Origin of the sequence: Pseudomonas alloputida, from assembly GCF_021283545.2 — a bacterium.
GTDB classification, from domain to species: Bacteria; Pseudomonadota; Gammaproteobacteria; order Pseudomonadales; family Pseudomonadaceae; genus Aquipseudomonas; species Aquipseudomonas alloputida.
In genome coordinates this window covers 4781794-4804796 of record NZ_CP128540.1, presented here as the reverse complement: position 1 = coordinate 4804796, position 23003 = coordinate 4781794, and the positions used below count along the sequence as shown (strand labels likewise).

The window sequence follows — 23003 nt, the reverse complement described above, 5'->3', positions numbered from 1 at the left end:
TCATGGTTGTATACCCGCAATCGCTGCCCATGCCGCTGCGCGAGGGTTACGGCTTCACGCCAGTCAGCCCGATACGCCGGTCCAACAAGGTCAGTGGCCGCTCAGTGCAGCGGCGGCTTTACAAAAGCGTACCGACTGTTGCCGCCGTACGATGGATCTTCAGCGACGCCCAGGCGCTTGCCTTCGAAGCTTGGTTTGAGGAGCAGCTGGTGTCCGGTAGCCAGTGGTTCGAGTGCCCGCTGAAGGTGCCCGGTGGGATCCGGGCCTACAAATCCCGGTTCATGGATATCTACGAAGGTCCGACGCTGGTTGGGAAAAGCAGCTGGTCCTTCTCGGCCAACCTTGAGCTGTGGGAGCGGCCGATCATTAAAGGCCCGTGGGGCAACTACCCGGACTTTATTGCTGGTTCCCCAATTATTGACCTGGCTATCAACCAGCAGTGGCCAGAAGCCGAGTAGTACCTACACGTTCAATCTTCCGGCGCCGCCGGACCCCGACGAGCATGCCCGCCCCGCGCGGGCTTTTTTGTGCCCGGAGCAAATATGGCCAACAACACGCTCAACCCGATGCCGTCCAGCAACCCGTTGGACTTCTTCGATAACTCCGAAAACCTCGACCTGGGTATGAACAGCACCGCCGAAACGTTTCTGGACCGTTTTGGCAGGCCGCGTAATACCTACCAGGCTTTCCACAACCTGGTTATTAACGCCAAGAACGAAGTAGGCCCGACCGTCAACGCTGCAAAGGCTGCGGTCAATGCCGCGCGCGACGAAGGCGTTCAGGATATTGGTCAGTCGGTTGCCGCTGTCGACGCTGCTGAGACCTCTGCCATCGCCCACATGGAAGAAACCGCCGCCAACCTTGGCGACGACCTCAATAACAAGCGGTATGACACGTACGCCGAGATGTTGGCGGACCCACAAACCCGCGATGCGGTCATGGCGGTGGTTGATGGAGACGAAGACCCGAACCTGGACGGTTGGTATTCGTGGAGTGCTAGCTCTGGCGCTTGGCGTCGGTTTGCCGGCCAGCCTGCCATCAAATCTCTGGTGGATGATCAATTCTATCGCGAGGCAGACAAGCTTTCAGGAGATGGTGACTTGGTAATGGATGCGCAGAGCGGGCAGATGTTGGTTTCACTGCCGTTGAAGCTGGCCGATGCTGCAGTCTTCATCGCGGGTGACAAAGAGCCATTCAGGGTTGATACCGAGCAGGACCACCTGGTGGTGAATTCGGCCCTGCGTCGATCGGTAGACATCATGGACGGTAGCGAAGGCCACAGCGATCGCCGCGAATATCCAGAGATCTATACGCTTCCACTCAGCGACAGCGCGCTAGTGTTTGGCCTGCAGGATGGCTCGATTGCTCTGCAGATCGACACGAAGAACCGGAAGATTAAAACTGACTTCTCTTTCGATTGGAACATCGAGCAGCGACCGCCAAGCGTTTACGTAGACGCGCCTCCACGCCTTGAACGGAACATCAACGACCCTGACTATCGGTTGTCTGGGAGGCTGTACCAGGCGACAGCAACCATTGAGCGCACCGGCAGCGAGCGCTACTGGCTGGCATGGCGGGCCGACAACCAATTGGCAGGAGAGGGGGCTGGCAACTTCGCGGTTCTTGCTTACTCCGATGACGGCGGTCAGACCGTCGAAGAGTACGGCTACTTTACCTTTACCGCAGCAGATGACCCGTTGAACCCTTTGCCAATCGCTCAGCGCGCCGGCCGAGACAAACACATCGTTGACCCCATGCTGTGGAAAGACCCTGATGGTCGCCTGTGGCTGTTCTTCGGGGTCTTCGGAAACAACAAACTCATGGATGGCGTGGGTGGGTGCTGGGCTGTTATCTGTCACAACCCTAACGCGGAATTCCCTGTATGGGGTGTGCCCTTCCGTTTATCGTATTTCGGCGACCCTCGCCATCCGGTACAGGTCAATGGTGATTGGTATCTGGCAGTAGATGGCTGGAGATCCAATGCACTCTATCCGCCCCGAGAGATGGAGTATGTTGGGCCGCATATCTACAAGTTCGACTGGCGAAATAAAAAGCTCGAGCATATTTCCCAACTTCCGCCCAACAACGGAAATCAGCACAGCGGTTTCTTCGAAACTGAGTTTGTTCAGCGGGCCGATGGTTCTGTGCTGGCGACGTGCCGCTGGAACCCAGGAGATTCGGGGGTTCTGATGTCGGTCAGTACCGACATGATGAGAACCTGGACGCCCTGGGTGAACTACCTGGCGCTGGCTCCTTCCTCGTCCTCTCGGATCTGGCTGGGCCGCTCTCCGAGCGGTCGGTTGTTGATCTGCTGGAACAACGATATCGAGAGGAAAACCCTCACGCTTGCTCTGTCGGATGATGAGGGGGTCACCTGGCCTCACAAAGTGGTGCTGGAGCCCAATTCCGTTGGCCAAGTCACGTACCCGATTGTCACCTTCGGGGGCGACGGGGTGATCCTCATTGCGTACGACAACGAACGGACCGCGAAGCGGCAGATTCGCATTGCCAGGGTCATTGAGCAGGAGGTCGTGGCCGGCACCAGTGTGCCGGTAATCAAAACCGTCAGCGACCCTTTTAATCCATAAGGAACTCAAGCATGCGTGTATCGAGCTACAGCCATAAGGTGGCGCCGTTTTTCCCCCATCAGTACAAGCTGAAGAAGGCTATTGAGGCTTTTTCCGGAACGAAGACGAACACCTATGTAGCCGGGCCGTCCGTTGCAGTGGCGAACGACAAGTTCGCCGGCTGCATCGTATTGCCCAATGGGCTGATTATGTTCGTGCCCTACAGCCGGAACCTGATCGGGCTCTATGATCCGGTGACCAACACCTTCAAGGACGGCCCCGCAGTTCCTACTGGAAGCGCCCGCTATCGCGGCGGATGCCTTCATGCCGAAACCGGCATCGTAGTGATGTCTCCGCTGCTTTCGCCCACGATCGGCCTCTATGACACCATTCGGAACGAATTCCGCACCGGTCCGGATCTCGGTTCGTCACCCGGGTACCACGGGGCTATCGTCTCCAGCGTGACTGGCAAGGTCATTCTGGTGCCTGGTACCAGTCCGTACATCGGCATCTATGACGTGGTGAAGAACACCTTCACCCAGGGGCCTGCCCATGGAGGGACGGTCACCACATACTTCAGCGGTGCCGAGGAACTGCCAGACGGCAGGATCTTGCTGATTCCGTATGGGGCGCAGGCGTTCGTTATTTACGATCCAATCTTGAACACCTGTACCAAGGTAGTGACGGGGATTACATCGGCTGCTTATTACGGTTCTGCAAAGCTACCCAATGGTGACGTAGTGTGTGCCCCGTATACCGCCGCAACAATTACGATCTTCCGCTGGCGCTCGAACACCATGTACACCGTGCCCTGCCCTGTTGGGGGCGCCAAGTTCCGAAATGCCGTACTTGCCCCGGATGGCAGGGTGTTCTTCGGCCCTTCGACCTACGACCGTCTGGGCTGGTACGACCCCGCGACGGATTCCTATGGTGAGGGTGATCCTCTTGGCCTGGGGAGCGCGGTGAAGTTCGCGGGGATTGCTCAGGCCGCCAATGGTGAACTGATCCTGGCCCCGCATGTGAATGAGACGGTTGGCCGCATCAAGGCAGTCTCCGCAGGAGCGCTACCTTCTGCGGCAATGACCAGCATCCAGTGGAACAAAAACTGACCAACGTCTACATCCACCAAGCCCGCCAAGCGCGGGCTTTTTTTCGCCTGGAGAAACCATGGCCAGACTCACCGAATCCCAGGCCGGAGGCGCGAACGTGCTCCGGTTTCTGGACCTGATCGCCTTCGCCGAGGGCACCCAAGCCGTGAAGGGTAGCGACGACGGCTACAACGTCCTGTTCGGGCGCGGCCTGTTCACCGGCTACCTCGATCACCCCCGCCAGAAGCTGACCTTCCCCATCAATGGAAACCCCATCACCAGTACGGCGGCAGGCCGGTACCAGCTGCTCGCACGCTACTGGGATGCCTACCGGGTGAGCCTGCGCCTGACTGGCGGGTTCACCCCGGAGAACCAGGATCGGGTCGCCATTCAGCAAATCCGCGAGCGCCGCGCCCTGGACGATATCCGCGCCGGCCGCATCGAGTCCGCCATCGCGCGCTGCTCGAACATCTGGGCCAGCTTCCCGGGCAACAACTATGGGCAGAACCCGCACAAGCTCGACAAGCTAATAGCTCAGTACCAGCGCCTCGGTGGTGGCCCGGCATGATCTGGCCATTGCGACTTGGCCTGCTGGCGCTGGTGCTGATGTCCTACTGGGGCACCTACCAGCACGGCCGATCGGTGGAGCGGGGCCAGGCCTTGGCTGCATCTGCCCAGCGCGACAGCGGCGAACGACTGGCCGAAGCGCTGGGCCAGCGCGATGCACGGCAGGAGGAACAACGACGCGCCCAGGCGCAGGAGGAGGCGAGAGCCCATGCATACGAACAACACCAGGTGGCTGACGCTGGCGCTGCTGGCGCCGATGCTGCTGGCCAGCGGCTGCAGCACGACGCCGCCCAGCTCGCCGCCACTGTCAGTTGCCCCGGCACGGATACCGCCGCTGTCGCCCGAGGCCAGGCAGCCACCCGCGCCGCCATGGTGCTCTCCGACCTGCTCAGCCGGTCTGTCGCAACGAATCGAGAGCTGGCGCAGGCTTATGACCGCGCCCGAATAGCTGGGAAGCAGTGCGAGCAAGAGTACGAGGCCTTGCTCAGCAGCAAATAGAGGAGGAGTGGTGCGGATTGCTCGTACCACTTTTTGTACCAAAAGAGGTTTTTTATGGGGGAATCAGGGGGATTTATAGCCCCTGAAAGCCTTTAAAACCCCCTTTTCCAATACTCCTGCTAATCCGCACATAAGTCCTTACCGGTTTTTCCGTTGGGGAGGTGATGCCCCGGATTAGGGCACCTTAAGGAACTGACCTATGTGCTTTTCGAGAGTTTTAGAATGTTTGGTTATATGTGGCCAGGCAGGCAACCCGATGCAATCATTTCCCCCGGATCAACCGGCGCAATCCAAACCGGTTTGGATGGCAAGCCTGCGCCACTGCCCGCGGCAATGGCAGCGGTTCCCCACATACCCAGGCCGCCACCAGCTCGCCACTCAACGGTGCCGTGATCAACCCGCGTGAGCCATGCCCGCTGTTCACATACAACCCGCCCAGCCAAGGGCAGGGCACATCCGGTACTTGCCGCGCATCCCGGCCCAGTACTGCATAGGCTTCGGCAAACGCCTGCGCGTCGGCGATAGGGCCGACGATCGGCAGGTAATCCGGGCTGGTGCAACGGAACGCAGCACGTCCCTGCAATTGCTCGGGGTCCAGTTCAGCCACAGCCAGCCGTTGCGCCAGATCGACGGAAATTTCGTCCAGCAGCGCCAGGTTGCCCTGGTGCTCGGCCACTGTCGGCGCAAGGTCTTCGCTATGGAAGTCAAAACTGGCGCCCAGTGTATGTTCACCCTCGCGCGGCGGTGCCACATAGCCTTCCGCGCACACCACGGTGCGCAGTGCCTGGCTGCTGACGGTGGCCGGCAAGCGGGTGATCTGCCCGCGGATGCGCTTGAGTGGTAACTGCGCGCAAGGTTCGAAGCGCAGCACATCCGCCGCGCCGGCCAGGACCACCACTGGAGCGCGGGCTAACAGCTGGTCGCCAGCCCAGGCTTGCCACTGTTCATCCACTTTGCGCAGTTCGAGCACTTCCTGGTGCGTCACCAAATGAATACCAGGGTGCTGCAACTGCTGCTGGCACAGCGCTGGCGGGTGCACCCAGCCACCTTCGGGGTAGAACAACCCGCCGCCAGGCAACGCCACGCCGGCGATAGCTTCGGCCTCGGCGCGCGCCAGGCAGTGCAGCAAGCCGGGGTCGAAGGCGGCAGCCAGCTTGCCCTGGCGCTCGGCCTCCTTGCTGTCGAAAGCCAGTTGCAGCACCCCGCAGGCATCCCAGTCACGGCCACGCTGCAAGCGCTGCAGCTGGCGCCGTGTGTAGCCGAACCCGGACAGGATCATCTGCGACAGCGCGGTGCCATGGGCAGACAGCTTGAGGTACAGCACCCCTTGTGGGTTGCCCGAAGCCTCCTGGGCGGGGGCTTCGTGGCGCTCCAGCACGGTTACCTGCCAGCCGCGCCGGGCCAGGCTGGCGGCGCTGCTGCTGCCGGCAAGTCCGGCACCGATCACCAGCGCCTCGCGCGGCCCCTGTGTCACCGCGGGGCGCGCGTACCAAGGCGCGCATGGGCCGGGCAGGGGGCCGACGTAGGCGCCGCTCATCACCTCCCACTTCTTGCCGATGCCTGGCACCTTCTTCATGGCGAAGCCGGCTTCGACCAGGCTGCGACGTACCCAGCCGGTGGTGGTGAAGGTACCCAGCACCGTGCCCGGATGCGATAGCCGCGCCAGTTGTGCAAACAGCTCCGGAGTCCACATGTCGGGGTTCTTGGCGGGGGCGAAGCCGTCGAGGAACCACACATCGATCTGCGCATCGAGTTGCGGCAACTGTTCCAGCACATCGCCTATCAACAGGGTCAGGGTGACCCTGCCACCGGTGAAGGTGAACTGCTGAAAGCCCGGGTGCACCGCCACGTATTGCTCCAGCAGCGGCTCGGTATAGGCGGCCAGTTCAGGCCACAAGCGCACTGCGCGGGCCATGTCGGCGTGGTCGAGGGGGTACTTCTCGACGCTGACGAAGTGCAGGCGCGCGTCGCTGTGTGCGTGCTGGTCGAACAGCTGCCAGGCGCAGAAAAAATTCATGCCGGTGCCAAAACCGGTTTCGCCGATCACCGTGCAGGCGTGCGGCGCCAGGTTGGCAAAACGCTCGGCCAGGCGGGTCTGGCCGAGGAACACGTGCTTGGTTTCTTCGATGCCTTCGTTGACTGCGAAATAGACGTCGTCATAGTGCCGCGAATGGGGGCGGCCCTGGTCGTCCCAGTCGATCTGGGCGTGCTGGAGGAGGGTGGGCATGGTGGGCTCGGTTGCAGCGGATGGCGGGATTTTATGCCATCCGGCTGAGCTGTGGGAGCGCGTTCATTGGTGAAGAGGTCAATACAGGCCGAAATGAAATCCGCTAGTCTTGCTTATCCATTGAAGGAGCCAGTGCATGTTCGAATCTGCCGAAATCGGCCACAGCATCGACAAGGAGGCTTACGACGCCGAGGTACCCGCTTTACGCGAGGCCCTGCTCGAAGCCCAGTACGAACTCAAGCAGCAGGCGCGTTTTCCGGTGATCGTGCTGATCAACGGCATTGAAGGCGCCGGCAAGGGTGAGACGGTAAAACTGCTCAACGAGTGGATGGACCCGCGCATGATCGATGTGCTCACCTTCGACCAGCAGACCGACGAAGAGCTGGCCCGCCCGCCCGCCTGGCGCTATTGGCGGGCCTTGCCGCCCAAGGGGCGAATGGGCGTTTTCTTTGGCAACTGGTACAGCCAGATGCTGCAGGGGCGGGTGCACGGGGTGTTCAAGGATGCCGTGCTCGATCAGGCCATTACCGGTGCCGAACGCCTGGAGGAGATGCTGTGCGATGAAGGTGCGCTGATCATCAAGTTCTGGTTCCACCTGTCCAAGAAGCAGATGAAGGCACGGCTGAAATCGCTCAAGGACGACCCGCTGCACAGCTGGAAGATCAGCCCGCTGGATTGGCAGCAGTCGCAAACCTACGACCGTTTCGTGCGCTTTGGCGAGCGCGTGCTGCGCCGCACCAGCCGTGACTATGCGCCATGGCACATCATCGAAGGGGTAGACCCGAATTACCGCAGCCTGGCGGTGGGGCGCATTCTGCTGGAAAGCCTGCAAGCCGCGCTGGCCCACAATCCCAAGGGCAAGCACCAGGGCAACGTGGCTCCATTGGGCCGCAGCATCGACGACCGCAGCCTGCTTGGCGCCCTGGACATGACCTTGCGCCTGGACAAGGCCGACTATCAGGAACAGTTGATCACCGAACAGGCGCGTCTGGCCGGCCTGCTGCGTGACAAGCGCATGCGCCGGCACGCCCTGGTGGCGGTGTTCGAAGGCAACGACGCCGCCGGCAAGGGGGGCGCCATCCGCCGCGTGGCGGCGGCGCTGGACCCGCGTCAGTACCGTATCGTACCGATTGCCGCGCCGACCGAAGAAGAGCGCGCCCAGCCGTACCTGTGGCGGTTCTGGCGGCACATCCCGGCACGCGGCAAGTTCACCATCTTCGACCGTTCCTGGTATGGCCGGGTGCTGGTGGAGCGGGTGGAAGGCTTCTGCAGCCCCGCTGACTGGATGCGTGCCTATAGCGAGATCAACGACTTTGAAGAGCAGTTGGTGGATGCCGGCGTGGTGGTGGTCAAGTTCTGGCTGGCGATCGACCAGCAGACCCAACTGGAGCGCTTCGAAGAGCGTGAGCAGATTCCGTTCAAACGCTACAAGATCACCGAGGATGACTGGCGCAACCGCGACAAGTGGGACGAATACTCCCAGGCGGTGGGCGACATGGTCGACCGCACCAGCAGCGAGATTGCCCCTTGGACGCTGGTGGAGGCCAATGACAAGCGCTGGGCGCGGGTGAAGGTGGTGCGCACAATCAACCAGGCGCTTGAGGCGGCGTTTGCCAAGCACAAGAAATAGCCGAAGGTGAGGTTGCCTGTTCTGGCCGCTTCGCGGGTTTACCCGCGAAAGGGTCAGCACAGGCAACACCTCCACCCAGCCATGCCCCAAAAGAATGACCTGATGAATTCTTTTCTCGGCACTCTCCACCGTCTCTGTCCTCCAACCCCGTAGAATTCAACAACCCCCACCACGGGCTTGATCGAGGATTTTATGCACACCACTTCTGGCCGCTGGGGCTATGGGCTGTTCCTGGCACTTCTGACAGCGCTGCTCTGGGGCATCCTGCCGATCAAGCTCAAGCAGGTACTGCAAGTGGTCGACCCGATCACTGTCACCTGGTACCGCCTGCTGGTCTCCGGCGGCCTGCTGTTCGCCTGGCTGGCGGCTCAGCGGCGTTTGCCGTCCATGCGCAAGCTGGCGCCCAGGGGCAAGGGCCTGGTGCTGGTTGCGGTGCTCGGCCTGATGGGCAACTACGTGCTCTACCTGATCGGTCTCAAACTGCTTAGCCCGGGCACTGCACAACTGGTGGTACAGATCGGCCCGGTGCTGTTGCTGGTGGCCAGCGTGTTCGTGTTCCGCGAGCGCTTCAGTGTGGGGCAGGGCATGGGCCTGTTGGTGCTGCTGGCAGGGTTTGGCCTGTTCTTCAACCAGCGCCTGGAAGAGCTGCTGACTTCATTGGGTACCTACACCACCGGCGTGTTGACCATCTTGCTGGCGACCAGCATCTGGGTGTTCTACGCCCTGAGCCAGAAGCAGTTGCTGACCGTGTGGCACTCGCAGCAGGTAATGATGGTGATCTACCTCAGCTGCGCTGCGCTGCTGACACCTTGGGTGCACCCGCTGGAGGCCTTGCAACTGACCCCGGTGCAAGGCTGGCTGCTGCTGGCCTGTTGTCTGAACACCCTGGTGGCTTACGGCGCGTTCGCCGAAGCGCTGGCGCACTGGGAGGCGTCGCGGGTAAGTGCCACGCTGGCGCTGACCCCGCTGGTGACCTTTGTTGCGGTAGCGCTGGCAGCATGGGTGTGGCCTGAGTATGTGCATGCCGAGGACATCAACGCCCTGGGCTATGTGGGGGCGGTCACGGTGGTGTTCGGTTCGGCGCTGGTAGCGCTGGGGCCCTCGCTGGTGACCAGCTGGCGGGCGCGTCGAGAACGAGGTCAGCGCGCATACTCATCAGAGGGATGACCTAGCATTTTTGCTAGTTGCGAGTTTTTTGCTATTTGAATCAAATGGGCATAAAAGTTCGCGGAGTAAGGGTGATGAAGGCTCATGCGTTTGTGCATCCGGGTATAAAGGTAAATGTGAATTACCTTGAGAGGTTCGTGCGTCATAATTTGCATCGTGAACCTTGGAAGAGTGCCAGTGAAAAAGTACTGAATGACTATTTGAAAAGAGCAGATAAAGACTGGGTTCCGAAGCCGCGCGCTGTAGTGGATTGCGGAGCTTATAGCCAGCCGGATTGTGGGTGTACTGATCAAACCCGAGATGGCCAGGCTGCCTATGCGCAGGCATTGCTCTGGGTGATCACGGGTGACGAGGAATATGCAGCTACTGCCATCAAAATCCTAGACGCATGGTCCCGAGAATTTACCGGAGGACATATCGGCGAAAATGCACGCCTTCAGGCATCGTGGGCAGCGTGCTTATTCATCAGTGCTGCGGAAATCCTTGCTCATACTGCGTCTGGCTGGACGACTGAAGGTAAGGCGCGATTCAGAGGGATGTTGGAAACGCAGTTTCAACCGATCATAGAGGACCTCTTCTATGGAGACGGGTGGAAGTGGGATACTGTGCCTGGCAATTGGCGCTCCACAGGTATCGAGGCACTTTTATATATAGCGATTTTTACCGACAATCACGAAATCTTCGCCAGGAGTATCCAGTTATGGAAAGACCATATCGTGGCGTCCATTTATCTGGAAAGTGATGGGGCGCGTCCCAGACTACTGCCCAATTGGACCCGGGTGCCGACCGACGAAGAGGTCAATCAACAGTGGGGTAGTCCATACCGATACATCGAGGGGATGAACGTTGAGAGCTGTCGGGACTTCGCCCACACCGCTTATGGTCTGGCGGCTACTATCAATGTGGCTGAAACGGCGTTATTGCAGGGGATCGATCTGTACAGGGATGAAGAAACGCAAGCCATGGCGCGAATGATGCAGACGATGGAGTTTCATTCTCGGTATGAAAACATTGCATTGATGCCAGACATCTGTAAGCGATACCACGGCATCCAGTTGAGTGCTCAATGGACATTTGAAATTGGTTATACCCACTATGCGGTCCGTTTGGGGCACTCTTTGCCGGAAACTCGCGCATTTGTGCAAAGACATCGGCCGACGCAAGGCGATTTTCATTACATGTGGGAAAGTCTGACCCATGCTTATCCTCGTACCGGGGATGACCCGATTTCTTGAGTGCCAGAGCGATAGGCACCTCTACCCGATAAACTGTGAGCCGCCCGTGGTGCGGTGCCGAGGTGATGAGGCAACCTGGGCGGCTCATGGGGGAATCTAGCCTTTGCCCCCAGGCGCCAGCATGTTCTCCGGCCGCACCCACTGGTCGAACTGTTCATTGGTCAGGTACTTCAACGCCAATGCCGCCTCGCGCAAGGTCGTGCCCTCGCTGTAAGCCTTCTTGGCAATTTCTGCCGCCTTGTCATAGCCAATATGCGGGTTCAGCGCCGTCACCAGCATCAACCCACGCTCCAGGTGCGCGGCCATCTGCTCGGCATCCGGCTCGATACCCGCCACGCAATGCTGCTGGAAGTTGCGGCAACCATCGGCCAGCAACTCGATGGATTGCAGCAGGTTATGAATGATCACCGGCTTGAACACATTCAACTGCAAATGCCCCTGGCTGGCGGCAAAGCCGATGGCCGCGTCGTTGCCCAGTACCTGGCAGGCCAGCATCGACAGCGCCTCGCACTGGGTGGGGTTGACCTTGCCCGGCATGATCGAGCTGCCCGGCTCGTTGGCTGGCAGGCGCACCTCGGCAAGCCCGGCGCGAGGGCCGGACCCCAGCAGGCGCAGGTCGTTGGCGATTTTCATCAGGGCCACGGCCAGGGTCTTCAGGGCTCCCGCCAGGCTGGTCAGCGGTTCGTGGCCGGCGAGGGCGGCGAACTTGTTGGGTGCAGTGATGAACGGCAGGCCGGACAGCGCCGCCAGCTCGGCCGCGATGGCCTCGGCAAAACCCTGCGGAGCGTTCAGCCCGGTACCCACGGCAGTGCCGCCCTGGGCCAGTTCGCACACCGCCGGCAGGGTGGCGCGGATAGCGCGCTGGGCGTAATCGAGCTGGGCGACGAAAGCCGACACTTCCTGGCCGAAGGTAATCGGCGTGGCGTCCATCATGTGCGTGCGGCCGGTTTTTACCAGCTTGTGGTGGCGCATCGACAGCTCGGCCAGCCCCGAAGACAGTTCAGTGACGGCCGGCAGCAGCTTTTCATGCACCGCCTGGGCTGCGGCAATGTGCATGGCGGTGGGGAAGCAGTCGTTGGAGCTCTGCGAGCGGTTGACGTGGTCATTGGGGTGTACTGGCGCCTTGCCGCCACGGCCTTTGCCGGCCAGTTCGTTGGCGCGTCCGGCGATCACCTCGTTGACGTTCATGTTGCTTTGGGTGCCACTGCCCGTCTGCCAGACGACGAGCGGGAACTGATCGTCGTGCTGGCCATCCAGCACTTCATCGGCGGCCTGTTCGATCAACCGGGCGATGTCGGCCGGCAGGTCGCCATTGCGGTCGTTGACGCGCGCCGCGGCCTTCTTGATCAGTGCCAGGGCGTGCAATACCGCGAGGGGCATGCGTTCCTTGCCAATGGCGAAGTTGATCAGCGAACGCTGGGTCTGCGCACCCCAGTAGGCGTCCTCCGGAACTTCGACCGGGCCCAGGCTGTCTGTCTCGATACGGCTCATTCTGTACTCACTCCTGTGTAGTTCGAAATCGCAGTTTAGGCCCTGATTCGACCGAGCGGTTCCGTCGCTCGTCGTGCCACTTGAGCACATCGCCACCACGGCGCAGAATGCTCTACTCTGAGGTGCCCGCCTCCCCCTCTTTGAAGGAAATGCAATGACCCGTCTCCGTGTCCTTTGTGCCGCCGTTGCCCTGGTTTGCGCCAGCGGCCAGGTACTCGCTGCCACCGCCAGCCACAACGCTGCTGCCGAGAAATTCCTGACCCTGGCCAACGCCGACAAGCTGGGCACCCCGGTGTACATGCAAGTGCAGCAGATGTTCGCCCAGCGTTTCGCCCAGACCAAGGCCCCGGCCGCCAAGCAGCCCGTGCTGGAAAGCTACCAGGCCAAGGCCAATGCCGCGCTGGACAACGCCATCGGCTGGAACAAGCTCAAGCCGAAGATGGTCGACCTGTACACCCGGACCTTCACCGAGCAGGAGCTGAAGGACCTGGTCAAGTTCTACGAATCGCCGCTGGGCAAGAAAGTGCTGCGTGAAATGCCCAAGGTCACCCAGCAGTCGGCACAGCTGACCCAGCAGAGCCTGGAGCCAGCAGTGCCGGTGGTGAACAAGCTGCTGGAAGACATGACCAAAGAGCTGGACCCGAACGCAGGCAAGGCCGCCGCCCCAGCGAAGAAGTGAGTACGCCGCAATGACCATGCAACAACGTATCGAACAGCAACTGGCCGCGCTGGCGCCGCAACACCTGGAAGTGCTCAACGAAAGTCACATGCACAGTCGTGGTCAGGAGACCCACTACAAGGCGGTGATCGTCAGCGAGCAGTTCGCCGGGTTGAACAGCGTCAAGCGCCACCAGAAGGTGTACGCCACCATGGGTGAGCTGATGGGCGAGATCCATGCCCTGGCCATCCACACCTACACCGCCGAAGAGTGGGCCAAGGTCGGCGTTGCACCGGCCTCGCCCGTGTGTGCGGGCGGCGGGCACTGAAACCGTTCTTTTGTTCTGGTAGAATCCGCATCACCCAAAGGGGGCCGCTTAGCGGCCCCTTGCTTTTTATGCAAACGTCAAACCCGGTCCGCCCCTTACGAGGGCAACCACCTGGAGATTCCGTTACATGTCTCAAGCCATCGTCGTCGCGGCGCTGTACAAGTTCGTCACCCTGGAAGACTACGTCGAGCTGCGCGAGCCGCTGCTCAAGACCATGCTCGACAACAACGTCAAAGGCACCCTGCTGCTGGCCCAGGAGGGCATCAACGGCACCGTGTCGGGCACCCGTGAAGGCATTGATGGCCTGCTGGCCTGGTTGCGCAGCGACCCGCGTCTGGTCGATATCGACCACAAAGAATCGTACTGCGACGAACAGCCGTTCTACCGCACCAAGGTCAAGCTCAAGAAAGAGATCGTCACCCTCGGCGTGCCGGGCGTGGACCCCAACAAGGCCGTTGGCACCTATGTCGAGCCCAAGGACTGGAACGCCCTGATCAGCGACCCGGAAGTGCTGTTGATCGACACCCGCAACGACTACGAAGTGGCCATCGGTACGTTCAAGGGCGCCATCGACCCGAAGACCGAAACCTTCCGTGAGTTCCCGGAGTACATCAAGGCCAACTTCGACCCGAGCAAGCACAAGAAGGTCGCCATGTTCTGCACCGGCGGCATCCGTTGCGAAAAAGCCTCCAGCTACATGCTCGGTGAAGGCTTCGAGTCGGTCTATCATCTTAAGGGCGGCATCCTGAAATACTTCGAGGAAGTGCCTCAGGAAGAAAGCCTGTGGGACGGCGACTGCTTCGTCTTCGACAACCGGGTCACGGTGCGTCATGACCTGAGCGAAGGCGAGTACGACCAGTGCCACGCCTGCCGCCATCCGATCAATGCACAGGAGCGCGCGTCCGAGCACTATTCGCCAGGTGTCAGCTGCCCGCATTGCTGGGACAGCCTGAGCGAGAAGACCCGGCGCAGTGCCATCGACCGGCAGAAGCAGATCGAGCTGGCCAAGGCCCGCAACCTGCCGCACCCGATCGGTTACTACTACAAAGCCGAGGCTTGAAGCATGTCTGCACGCCTGATCTATGTGATGGACCCGATGTGCTCCTGGTGCTGGGGTTTTGCGCCAGTGGCTGCGGCCCTGATCGCCCAGGCGCGTGAGGCAGGCGTGCCTGCCCGCTTGGTAACGGGCGGGCTGCGTACCGGCGGCAGCGCCCTGGACAGCTCCACTCGCAAGTACATCCTGGAACACTGGCAGGCGGTGGCTGATGCTACCGGCCAGCCGTTCCGCTTCGAGGGGGCCATGCCGGACGGCTTCGTCTACGACACCGAGCCGGCCTGCCGCGCGCTGGTCACGGCCCGCGAGCTGGATGCCGAGCGCGTCTGGCCGCTGCTGGCGTTGATCCAGCGTTCGTTCTACGAACAGGGCATCGATGTGACCACCGCGCCGCAGCTGGTCGAGCTGGCCTCGCAGTGTGGCTTCGACCGTGCCGCGTTCGCCGAAGCCTTCGCCCGTGCCGATACCCGCGCCGCCACCGCGGCCGACTTCGCCTGGGCCCAGGACCTGGGTATTGCCGGGTTCCCGACCCTGCTGGCCGAGCGCAATGGCCAACTGGCCTTGCTGACCAACGGCTACCAGCCGCTGGAGCGCCTGCAACCCTTGCTCGGCCGCTGGCTGCAGCAGGCCGCCTGTGCTTGATGTACCAGGGTCACCCGACCCGGTACCGGGCAAGCCATACACTGCGGGCGATCGACTGAGCTGGGCGGAAATCCGCCGCCTGGCCTTGCATCACAAGAAAAACCTCTGGTCCGCCAACCTCATTGCGTTACTGGCGGCGTGTTGCAGTGTGCCCATTCCGCTGCTGCTGCCGCTGTTGGTGGACGAAGTTCTGCTCGGCCATGGCGATGCTGCGCTGAAGTGGATGAACCATCTGCTGCCGTCCAGCTGGCAGGTGGCAGCCGGCTACATCGGCCTGATGCTGGCGCTCACCCTGTGCCTGCGCCTGGCTGCACTGGCGTTCAACGTTATCCAGTCCAAGCTGTTCGCCGGGCTGGCCAAGGACATCGTCTACCGCCTGCGCATCCGCCTGATCGAGCGCCTCAAGCGTATTTCGCTGAAAGAGTACGAAAGCCTGGGCAGCGGCACGGTGACCACCCACCTGGTCACCGACCTGGACACCCTCGACAAGTTCGTTGGCGAAACCCTCAGCCGCTTCCTGGTGGCCATGCTGACACTGACCGGCACGGCGGCCATCCTGATCTGGATGCACTGGCAGCTGGCCTTGCTGATCTTGCTGTTCAACCCGCTGGTGATCTACTTCACCGTGCAGTTGGGCAAGCGCGTCAAGCACCTGAAAAAGCTCGAAAACGACAGCACCGCGCGCTTTACCCAGGCGCTAGCGGAAACCCTCGATGCCATCCAGGAAATCCGCGCCGGCAACCGCCAGGGCTACTTCCTTGGCCGCCTGGGCTTGCGTGCCCGCGAGGTGCGCGATTACGCCGTGGACTCGCAATGGAAAAGCGATGCCAGTGGCCGTGCCAGTGGCCTGCTGTTCCAGTTCGGCATCGACATCTTCCGCGCGGCGGCCATGCTGACCGTGCTGTTTTCCGACCTGTCGATCGGCCAGATGCTGGCGGTGTTCAGCTACCTGTGGTTCATGATCGGTCCGGTGGAGCAACTGCTTAATCTGCAATATGCCTACTACGCCGCAGGCGGTGCGCTGAGCCGCCTCAACGAGCTGCTGGCGCGTGCCGACGAGCCGCAATACCCGGCCGCCAGCGACCCGTTCGCCGGGCGCGAAACGGTGGGCATTGAAGTGCGCGACCTGCGCTTTGCCTATGCCGACGAGCCGGTGCTCGAGCACCTCGACCTGTCCATCGCTGCGGGTGAGAAGGTGGCGATTGTCGGTGCCAGCGGCGGCGGCAAGAGCACGCTGGTGCAGCTACTGCTGGGCCTTTACAGCGCCCAGGCCGGGACCATCCGCTTTGGCGGGGCCAGCCTGCAGGAAATCGGCCTGGAAACCCTGCGCGAGAACGTCGCGGTGGTGTTGCAGCACCCGTCGCTGTTCAACGACAGCGTGCGGGCCAACCTGACCATGGGCCGCGACTGCAGCGATGATGCGTGCTGGCAGGCGCTGCGCATCGCCCAGCTGGATGCCACCATCGCCGCCTTGCCGCAGGGCCTGGACAGCGTGGTAGGGCGTTCAGGCGTGCGCTTGTCCGGTGGCCAGCGCCAGCGCCTGGCCATTGCCCGCATGGTACTGGCTGAGCCCAAGGTGGTGATCCTCGACGAGGCCACCTCAGCCCTGGATGCCGCCACCGAGTACAACCTGCATCAGGCCTTGGCGTGCTTCCTCAGCGGCCGCACCACGCTGATCATCGCCCACCGCTTGTCGGCGGTGAAACAGGCCGACCGGGTGCTGGTGTTCGATGGCGGGCACGTGGCCGAAGACGGCGACCATCAGCAGCTGATTGCCGAGGGTGGGTTATACGCCAAGCTGTATGGGCATCTGCAGCAGAGCTGATTATCTGGCTGCCTTCACCGGGCTTTTGGGAGCAACTGTCTTGCTCAATTTCTAAAAGCTGGTGCGACCCTGTGGGAGCGGGCTTGCCCGCGAACACGGGCGAAGCCCGTGCCATCCACCGCGGTGTCTTCTTCGCGGGTAAACCCGCTCCTACAATAGCCAGCGCATACGCTGTACAAATTCCCCGATTCCTTGTCATAAAAATCCCCTCCACAGCGATGGCAAATGGCCTACGCTGTGCTTGTCTGGGTCGATTTACGCCTTATCTGCTCTGTGACAGGGACTCCATGAAGGGACATCGCACACTCGAAGCGCCAAAGTTGCTCGGCATCACCTGGCCTTTCATCGCCGTCGTGGTCCTTCAGGTGGCGCTGGGCAGCCTCAGCCTTTATACGCTCTCGGCCGTGCGTGCCTATGTCGCGGGCGAAAGCCTGTGGTCCAAGGCGCAGAAAGATGCCATCTACTACCTCAGTCTGTACGGCGAGACGCAGGACGACAGCACCTACCAGCGCTATCGCCAGGCCATTACCGTGCCCCAGGGTGACCATCGTCTGCGCGAGGTGCTCGACCACCCCAGCCCTGATCTGAACGCCGCGCGACAGGCGGTTCTGCAAGGTGGCAACCACCCTGACGATGTCGATCGGATCATCTGGTTCTACCGCAACTTTCGCCATGTCAGCTACATGCAGACAGCCATCGATTACTGGGACATCGGTGACGACTATCTGGCCAAGCTGGATGTACTGGCCGGTGAAATGCGCCAGCGTTTTGCCAATGGCCCGGCGGATCCAGACACTGTCAGCGATTGGAAGGCCCGCATTGTCGCCATCAACGAAGGCGTGACCCCGGCGGCCAAGGCCTTCAGTGATGCCTTGGGTGAAGGCTCGCGCATGTTGCTGCGGGTGCTGCTGATCACCAACCTGCTGACCGCAATGTTCCTGATCGCCATTGCCTGGCGCCGCTCCAGCAAGCTGTTGGCCCAGCGCCAGGCCTTTGCCAGCGCCCTGCAGGAAGAAAAAGAGCGTGCGCAGATTACCCTGCAGGCCATCGGGGATGCGGTGATTACAACCGATGTCGAGGGCAATATCGGCTACATGAACCCGGCCGCCGAGCAGTTGACCCACTGGCAATCCGGCCAGGCCCAGGGCCTGCCGCTGTCGGCACTGTTCAGCCTGGTGGATGAGCACGCCGAGGAGGATGGTCGCAGCTTGGTCGAGCAGGTGCTCAGCGGCAGCCTCAAGGGCGGCTCCGAGCATGCCCGGCTGATCCAGCGCCTGGACGGCAGTACCGTGTCGATCAACCTGGTAGGCTCGCCGATCCTCAATGATGGCCAGGTCAGTGGCATCGTACTGGTGCTGCACGACATGACCCAGGAACGCCAGTACATCGCCAACCTGTCCTGGCAAGCAACCCACGATGCGCTGACCGGGCTGGCCAACCGCCGCGAGTTCGAATACCGCCTGGAGCAGGCGCTCAACGACCTGGCGCGCCAGGCCGGGCGGCATTCGCTGATGTTCCTCGACCTCGACCAGTTCAAGCTGGTCAACGACACCTGTGGCCACGCTGCCGGCGATGAGTTGCTGCGGCACATCTGCGCGGTGCTGCAATCCGGCCTGCGTGAGGGCGATACGCTGGCGCGGCTGGGCGGCGATGAATTTGGCGTGCTGCTGGAAAACTGCCCGCCCGACCAGGCCGAGCGCATTGGCGAACAATTGCGCCAGATGGTGCAGAGCCTGCACTTTGTATGGAAAGGGCGGCCTTTCGTGACCACGGTCAGCATTGGCCTAGTGCACATGGCCCAGGCCCCCGGTACCCTGGAGGCTTCGCTGCGCGCCGCCGACATGGCCTGCTACATGGCCAAGGAAAAGGGCCGAAACCGTGTGCAGGTGTACCACGCCGACGACAGCGAGCTGTCCATGCGTTTTGGCGAAATGGCCTGGATCCAGCGCTTGCATGTGGCCCTGGAAGAAAACCGCTTTTGCCTCTACGCCCAGGAAATCGCCCCGCTCAAAACCTTCGAGGGCCCGGGCCATATCGAAATTCTGTTGCGCCTGCACGACGAAAGCGGTCGCACCATCCTGCCCAGCAGCTTCATCCCGGCGGCCGAGCGCTACGGCCTGATGACCGCGCTGGACCGCTGGGTGGTGCGCAATGTGTTCATGGTCATACGCAAGTGCCTGGAAGAAGGGCGTGAAGGGCCGTTGTCGACCTGTGCCATCAACCTGTCGGGGTCCAGCATTGGCGACGACAAGTTCCTTGAATACCTCCAGCGGTTGTTCGTCGAATACGCCATTCCGCCGCGAATGATCTGCTTTGAAATTACCGAAACCAGCGCCATTGCCAACCTGGGCAGCGCCATTCGCTTCATCAACGAGCTGAAAGGGCTGGGTTGCCGTTTCTCGCTCGATGATTTTTGCGCCGGCATGTCCTCGTTCGCCTATCTCAAGCATTTGCCCGTGGACTACCTGAAGATTGACGGCAGTTTCGTCAAGGACATGCTCGACGACCCGGTCAACCGGGCCATGGTCGAGGTCATCAACCATATCGGCCATGTGATGGGTAAGCGCACGATTGCCGAGTTCGTCGAAACACCCTTGATCGAGCAGGCCTTGCAGGAAATAGGCGTGGATTACGCCCAGGGCTACCTGATCGAACGCCCCCAGGTGTTCACCTGTGACAGTCTGCAGCGCCAACGGATCGCCGCCCGGCCTCTGTTGCAGCGAGCACCTGGCACATTTCGCTAGTTGGAAATCACAAGGATCAAGGAGCTGAAAGTGATTGACGCATTTGTTCGTATCGGGCCTTTGATGGACCCCGCCAGTTACCCCCAATGGGCCCAGCAACTGATTGAAGACTGCCGCGAGAGCAAGCGCCGGGTGGTTGAGCATGAGTTTTATGCACGACTACGCGATGGCCAGCTGAAGCAATCGACCATCCGTCAGTACCTGATCGGGGGCTGGCCGGTGGTGGAGCAGTTTTCATTGTACATGGCGCATAACCTGACCAAGACCCGCTATGGCCGGCACCAGGGCGAGGACATGGCGCGGCGCTGGCTGATGCGCAACATCCGCGTCGAGCTCAACCATGCCGACTACTGGGTGAACTGGTGCCAGGCGCACGGTGTGCACCTGCACGAGTTGCAGGCGCAAGAAGTGCCGCCCGAGCTGAACGGCCTGAACGACTGGTGCTGGCGGGTGTGCGCTACCGAGAACCTGGCCATTTCCATGGCGGCGACCAACTACGCCATCGAAGGCGCGACCGGTGAATGGTCAGCGGTGGTGTGCTCGACCGACACCTATGCGCAGGGGTTCCCTGAAGAAGGGCGCAAGCGGGCGATGAAGTGGCTGAAGATGCATGCCCAGTATGACGATGCGCACCCGTGGGAGGCGCTGGAAATCATCTGTACCCTGGCCGGCGAGAACCCCACCCTGGGGTTGCGGACCGAGTTGCGCAGGGCGATCTGCAAGAGTTACGACTGCATGTTCCTGTTCCTGGAGCGCTGCATGCAGCTGGAAGGGCGCCAGCAAGGCCGTATGCGGCCGGCGTTGGCTGCGGGCTGATCGCTTTCCTGTACCGGCCTCTTCGCGGGCTTGCCCGCTCCCACAGGATCACCGCAACCCTCAAGGATTGCGCCCTGCCTGTGGGAGCGGGCAAGCCCGCGAAGAGGCCGATGCAGGTTTATTGGGCGTTGAACGCCTGCCCGTTCACCCCTGTGCTGTCCGGCCCCATCAGGTACAGGTACACCGGCATGATCTCTTCGGGCAGCGGGTTGTTCTGCGGGTTCTCGCCGGGGTAGGCCTGGGCCCGCATCGCCGTGCGCGTGGCGCCTGGGTTGATGCTGTTGGCGCGCACCGGCGCCACGCCTTCCAGTTCATCAGCCAGGGTCTGCATCAGGCCTTCGGTGGCGAACTTCGACACGCCATAGGCGCCCCAGTAAGCCCGGCCCTTGCGCCCCACGCTGCTGCTGGTGAACACCACCGAAGCGTCTTCCGACAGCTTCAGCAGCGGCAGCAGGGTGCTGGTGAGCATGAAGGTGGCATTGACGTTGATGTGCATCACGCGCATGAAGTTGTCGCCCGACAACTGCTCCAGCGGCGTGCGCGGGCCGATGATCGACGCATTGTTGAGCAGGCCATCTAGGCGGCCGAACTGGCCTTCGATCATGGCCGCCAGCTCGTCGTACTGGTGTGGCAGGGCGGTTTCCAGGTTGAACGGGATGACCACCGGCTGCGGGTGGCCGGCGGCTTCGATCTGGTCGTAGACCTCGTTCAGGTTGGCCTCGGTCTTGCCCAGCAGCAGCACGGTGGCACCCAGCGCGGCATAGGCCTTGGCAGCCGCGGCACCAATGCCACGGCCGGCACCGGTAACCAGGATGACCCGGCCTTGCAGCAGGTCGGGGCGGGCGGTGTAGTCGAACATGGTTCTGTCCTTCGAGTTCGTGTGGGCGGCCTGGGCCTATCGTAGGAGCGGGTTTACCCGCGAATGCGTCCGATCAGGCGCCAGGGTTGTCCGGGCTGGCGCATTCGCGGGTGAACCCGCTCCTACAAAAGGGCGGTGCCCGGTCATCGGTCTGGGTTCAGCACCCGCACAGCGCGCTGTCGATCACTTTGCGCAGTTCCAGCGGGTGGTCCACCACCACGTCGGCACCCCAGTTGTTGGGGTTGTCCTCTGGATGAATATAGCCGTAGCGCACTGCTGCCGTGCGGGTACCCGCGTCGCGACCAGACTCGATGTCGCGCAGGTCGTCGCCAACGAACAGCACACTGGCCGGGTCCAGGTTCAGGGTCTTGCAGGCCAGGATCAGCGGCTCGGGGTCGGGTTTGCTGTTTTTCACGTGGTCCGGGCAGATCAGCAACGCCGAACGCTCGGCCAGGCCCAGTTGCTGCATGATCGGCTCGGCGAAGCGCACCGGCTTGTTGGTGACGACGCCCCACAGCAGGTTGCCTTTCTCGATGTCGGCCAGCAGCTCGGCCATGCCCTCGAACAGCTTGCTGTGCACCGCGCAGTCGCGCTGGTAACGCTCGAGGAACTCCAGGCGCAGGGCCTCGAAGCCGTCAGCCTCCGGGTCCATGGCGAACGCAGTGGCAACCATGGCGCGGGCGCCACCCGAGATCACGCCACGGATCAGGTTGTCGTCAACGGCCGGCAGCCCGCGTTCGGCGAGCATGGCCTGGCAAATGGCGATGAAGTCCGGCGCCGTGTCCAGCAAGGTGCCGTCCATGTCGAAGAGTACTGCTCGCAAACGCATGCTTATTCCTCGCGCAGGGTCTGGATCATGTAGTTGACGTCGACGTCACTGTTGAGCTTGTAGTGCTTGGTCAGCGGGTTGTAGGTGAGGCCGATGATGTCTTTCACCTGCAGGCCGGCATCGCGGCTCCAGGCGCCCAGCTCGGACGGGCGGATGAACTTCTTGAAGTCATGGGTGCCGCGCGGCAGCATCTTCAGGATGTACTCGGCGCCGACGATGGCCAGCAGGTAGGCCTTGGGGTTGCGGTTGATGGTGGAGAAGAACACCTGGCCGCCCGGCTTGACCATGCGGTAGCAGGCGCGAATCACCGAAGACGGGTCGGGCACGTGCTCGAGCATTTCCAGGCAGGTGACCACGTCGAACTGTTCAGGCATTTCCTCGGCCAGGGCTTCGGCGGTGATCTGCCGGTATTCCACCTGCACGCCGGACTCCAGCTGGTGCAACTGAGCCACCGCCAGTGGCGCCTCGCCCATGTCGATACCGGTGACCGTGGCGCCGCGCAGGGCCATGGCTTCGCTGAGGATGCCGCCACCGCAACCCACGTCCAGCACTTTCTTGCCGGCCAGGCTGACGCGCTCGTCGATCCAGTTGACGCGCAGCGGGTTGATTTCGTGCAGCGGCTTGAACTCGCTTTCGCGGTCCCACCAGCGGTGGGCCAGCGCTTCGAACTTGGCGATTTCGGCGCGGTCGACGTTGCTCATTGAACAGTCCTCTGAAACTTCGCAAAATTGCGCCGGAGTATACCCGAGCGCTTGGCCGCGAGGGTCGCTATAATCGC

20 protein-coding genes are annotated in these 23003 nt (G+C 61.8%); 15 read left to right on the top strand and 5 right to left on the bottom strand.

Features of this window, described 5'->3' with window-relative positions; genetic code table 11:
* The first annotated feature begins 2 nt into the window (after positions 1 to 2).
* The 5 genes from LU682_RS22155 to LU682_RS22135 all read left to right on the top strand — a co-directional run bounded on the left by LU682_RS22155 (position 3) and on the right by LU682_RS22135 (position 4720).
* The gene (locus LU682_RS22155; RefSeq protein ID WP_060495187.1) at positions 3 to 458 is read left to right on the top strand and encodes a hypothetical protein; all 456 of its coding nucleotides are present in this window, start codon (positions 3 to 5) and stop codon (positions 456 to 458) included.
* An 84-nt stretch (positions 459 to 542) separates the two neighbouring features.
* Positions 543 to 2588, top strand: coding sequence for a sialidase family protein (locus tag LU682_RS22150; protein WP_232867310.1), 2046 nt, complete (start codon positions 543 to 545; stop codon positions 2586 to 2588).
* Positions 2589 to 2599: 11 nt separating this feature from the next.
* Positions 2600 to 3676 carry an NHL repeat-containing protein gene (locus LU682_RS22145; protein WP_232867311.1) on the top strand — a complete coding sequence of 359 codons (1077 nt, stop codon included), beginning with the start codon at positions 2600 to 2602 and terminating at the stop codon, positions 3674 to 3676.
* Between the two features lie 58 nt (positions 3677 to 3734).
* Positions 3735 to 4223, top strand: coding sequence for a glycoside hydrolase family 24 protein (locus LU682_RS22140; RefSeq protein ID WP_232867312.1), 489 nt, complete (start codon positions 3735 to 3737; stop codon positions 4221 to 4223).
* Entirely contained in the window at positions 4220 to 4720 is a 501-nt protein-coding gene (locus tag LU682_RS22135) for a DUF2514 domain-containing protein (protein WP_232867313.1), read from the top strand. Before LU682_RS22140 ends, LU682_RS22135 begins: the two co-directional genes overlap by 4 nt.
* A gap of 262 nt (positions 4721 to 4982) precedes the next feature.
* Here the strand turns inward: LU682_RS22135 and mnmC are convergent, their stop codons facing one another.
* Positions 4983 to 6947: a bifunctional tRNA (5-methylaminomethyl-2-thiouridine)(34)-methyltransferase MnmC2/FAD-dependent 5-carboxymethylaminomethyl-2-thiouridine(34) oxidoreductase MnmC1 gene (mnmC, locus tag LU682_RS22130; protein ID WP_010952791.1), complete on the bottom strand. Its 1965-nt coding sequence runs from the start codon at positions 6945 to 6947 to the stop codon at positions 4983 to 4985.
* A gap of 136 nt (positions 6948 to 7083) precedes the next feature.
* Here mnmC and pap point away from each other — a divergent pair, with 136 nt between their 5' ends.
* From pap to LU682_RS22115, 3 genes are all read left to right on the top strand, one after another.
* A complete protein-coding gene (gene pap, locus LU682_RS22125; protein ID WP_010952792.1) occupies positions 7084 to 8577 on the top strand; it encodes a polyphosphate:AMP phosphotransferase in 1494 nt (497 codons plus the stop codon).
* Between the two features lie 192 nt (positions 8578 to 8769).
* Complete coding sequence (locus tag LU682_RS22120) at positions 8770 to 9744, top strand: DMT family transporter (protein ID WP_010952793.1); 975 nt, start codon at positions 8770 to 8772, stop codon at positions 9742 to 9744.
* Between the two features lie 74 nt (positions 9745 to 9818).
* Positions 9819 to 10979 (top strand): alginate lyase family protein, encoded by a 1161-nt coding sequence (locus LU682_RS22115; protein ID WP_010952794.1) that lies wholly within the window; start codon positions 9819 to 9821, stop codon positions 10977 to 10979.
* A gap of 96 nt (positions 10980 to 11075) precedes the next feature.
* Here the strand turns inward: LU682_RS22115 and LU682_RS22110 are convergent, their stop codons facing one another.
* Positions 11076 to 12470 (bottom strand): class II fumarate hydratase, encoded by a 1395-nt coding sequence (locus LU682_RS22110; protein ID WP_010952795.1) that lies wholly within the window; start codon positions 12468 to 12470, stop codon positions 11076 to 11078.
* 154 nt (positions 12471 to 12624) lie between these two features.
* On the opposite strand from LU682_RS22110, the gene LU682_RS22105 reads away from it, so the two are divergent.
* From LU682_RS22105 to LU682_RS22075, 7 genes are all read left to right on the top strand, one after another.
* Positions 12625 to 13149 carry a DUF2059 domain-containing protein gene (locus LU682_RS22105; RefSeq protein WP_010952796.1) on the top strand — a complete coding sequence of 175 codons (525 nt, stop codon included), beginning with the start codon at positions 12625 to 12627 and terminating at the stop codon, positions 13147 to 13149.
* A gap of 10 nt (positions 13150 to 13159) precedes the next feature.
* A complete protein-coding gene (locus LU682_RS22100) occupies positions 13160 to 13456 on the top strand; it encodes a BolA family protein (protein ID WP_010952797.1) in 297 nt (98 codons plus the stop codon).
* Between the two features lie 127 nt (positions 13457 to 13583).
* Entirely contained in the window at positions 13584 to 14516 is a 933-nt protein-coding gene (gene trhO / locus LU682_RS22095) for an oxygen-dependent tRNA uridine(34) hydroxylase TrhO (protein ID WP_010952798.1), read from the top strand.
* Between the two features lie 3 nt (positions 14517 to 14519).
* A complete protein-coding gene (locus tag LU682_RS22090) occupies positions 14520 to 15152 on the top strand; it encodes a DsbA family protein (RefSeq protein ID WP_049587258.1) in 633 nt (210 codons plus the stop codon).
* Complete coding sequence (locus LU682_RS22085; protein WP_010952800.1) at positions 15145 to 16977, top strand: ABC transporter ATP-binding protein; 1833 nt, start codon at positions 15145 to 15147, stop codon at positions 16975 to 16977. Before LU682_RS22090 ends, LU682_RS22085 begins: the two co-directional genes overlap by 8 nt.
* 287 nt (positions 16978 to 17264) lie before the next feature.
* Positions 17265 to 19721, top strand: coding sequence for an EAL domain-containing protein (locus LU682_RS22080; RefSeq protein ID WP_049587260.1), 2457 nt, complete (start codon positions 17265 to 17267; stop codon positions 19719 to 19721).
* A gap of 30 nt (positions 19722 to 19751) precedes the next feature.
* On the top strand, positions 19752 to 20537 hold the full coding sequence (locus LU682_RS22075; RefSeq protein WP_010952802.1) for an iron-containing redox enzyme family protein: 786 nt from the start codon (positions 19752 to 19754) through the stop codon (positions 20535 to 20537).
* Positions 20538 to 20655: 118 nt separating this feature from the next.
* On the opposite strand, the gene LU682_RS22070 is transcribed toward LU682_RS22075, so the two are convergent.
* The 3 genes from LU682_RS22070 to ubiG all read right to left on the bottom strand — a co-directional run bounded on the left by LU682_RS22070 (position 20656) and on the right by ubiG (position 22926).
* Positions 20656 to 21396, bottom strand: coding sequence for a YciK family oxidoreductase (locus tag LU682_RS22070; protein ID WP_003252656.1), 741 nt, complete (start codon positions 21394 to 21396; stop codon positions 20656 to 20658).
* Between the two features lie 157 nt (positions 21397 to 21553).
* Entirely contained in the window at positions 21554 to 22225 is a 672-nt protein-coding gene (gene mupP / locus LU682_RS22065) for an N-acetylmuramic acid 6-phosphate phosphatase MupP (RefSeq protein ID WP_010952803.1), read from the bottom strand.
* 2 nt (positions 22226 to 22227) lie between these two features.
* On the bottom strand, positions 22228 to 22926 hold the full coding sequence (gene ubiG, locus LU682_RS22060) for a bifunctional 2-polyprenyl-6-hydroxyphenol methylase/3-demethylubiquinol 3-O-methyltransferase UbiG (RefSeq protein ID WP_003252662.1): 699 nt from the start codon (positions 22924 to 22926) through the stop codon (positions 22228 to 22230).
* Between the last annotated feature and the right edge of the window lie 77 nt (positions 22927 to 23003).

What these genes read in the sequence shown, in the direction of transcription:
- LU682_RS22100 (WP_010952797.1), top strand. Translation starts at nt 13,160, where the DNA reads ATGACCATGCAACAACGTATCGAACAGCAACTGGCCGCGCTGGCGCCG.
- LU682_RS22115 (WP_010952794.1), top strand. Translation starts at nt 9,819, where the DNA reads ATGAAGGCTCATGCGTTTGTGCATCCGGGTATAAAGGTAAATGTGAAT.
- pap (WP_010952792.1), top strand. Translation starts at nt 7,084, where the DNA reads ATGTTCGAATCTGCCGAAATCGGCCACAGCATCGACAAGGAGGCTTAC.
- LU682_RS22070 (WP_003252656.1), bottom strand. Translation starts at nt 21,396, where the DNA reads ATGTTCGACTACACCGCCCGCCCCGACCTGCTGCAAGGCCGGGTCATC.
- LU682_RS22080 (WP_049587260.1), top strand. Translation starts at nt 17,265, where the DNA reads ATGAAGGGACATCGCACACTCGAAGCGCCAAAGTTGCTCGGCATCACC.
- trhO (WP_010952798.1), top strand. Translation starts at nt 13,584, where the DNA reads ATGTCTCAAGCCATCGTCGTCGCGGCGCTGTACAAGTTCGTCACCCTG.
- LU682_RS22135 (WP_232867313.1), top strand. Translation starts at nt 4,220, where the DNA reads ATGATCTGGCCATTGCGACTTGGCCTGCTGGCGCTGGTGCTGATGTCC.
- mnmC (WP_010952791.1), bottom strand. Translation starts at nt 6,947, where the DNA reads ATGCCCACCCTCCTCCAGCACGCCCAGATCGACTGGGACGACCAGGGC.
- ubiG (WP_003252662.1), bottom strand. Translation starts at nt 22,926, where the DNA reads ATGAGCAACGTCGACCGCGCCGAAATCGCCAAGTTCGAAGCGCTGGCC.
- LU682_RS22105 (WP_010952796.1), top strand. Translation starts at nt 12,625, where the DNA reads ATGACCCGTCTCCGTGTCCTTTGTGCCGCCGTTGCCCTGGTTTGCGCC.
- LU682_RS22150 (WP_232867310.1), top strand. Translation starts at nt 543, where the DNA reads ATGGCCAACAACACGCTCAACCCGATGCCGTCCAGCAACCCGTTGGAC.
- mupP (WP_010952803.1), bottom strand. Translation starts at nt 22,225, where the DNA reads ATGCGTTTGCGAGCAGTACTCTTCGACATGGACGGCACCTTGCTGGAC.
- LU682_RS22145 (WP_232867311.1), top strand. Translation starts at nt 2,600, where the DNA reads ATGCGTGTATCGAGCTACAGCCATAAGGTGGCGCCGTTTTTCCCCCAT.
- LU682_RS22140 (WP_232867312.1), top strand. Translation starts at nt 3,735, where the DNA reads ATGGCCAGACTCACCGAATCCCAGGCCGGAGGCGCGAACGTGCTCCGG.
- LU682_RS22155 (WP_060495187.1), top strand. Translation starts at nt 3, where the DNA reads ATGGTTGTATACCCGCAATCGCTGCCCATGCCGCTGCGCGAGGGTTAC.
- LU682_RS22120 (WP_010952793.1), top strand. Translation starts at nt 8,770, where the DNA reads ATGCACACCACTTCTGGCCGCTGGGGCTATGGGCTGTTCCTGGCACTT.
- LU682_RS22090 (WP_049587258.1), top strand. Translation starts at nt 14,520, where the DNA reads ATGTCTGCACGCCTGATCTATGTGATGGACCCGATGTGCTCCTGGTGC.
- LU682_RS22110 (WP_010952795.1), bottom strand. Translation starts at nt 12,470, where the DNA reads ATGAGCCGTATCGAGACAGACAGCCTGGGCCCGGTCGAAGTTCCGGAG.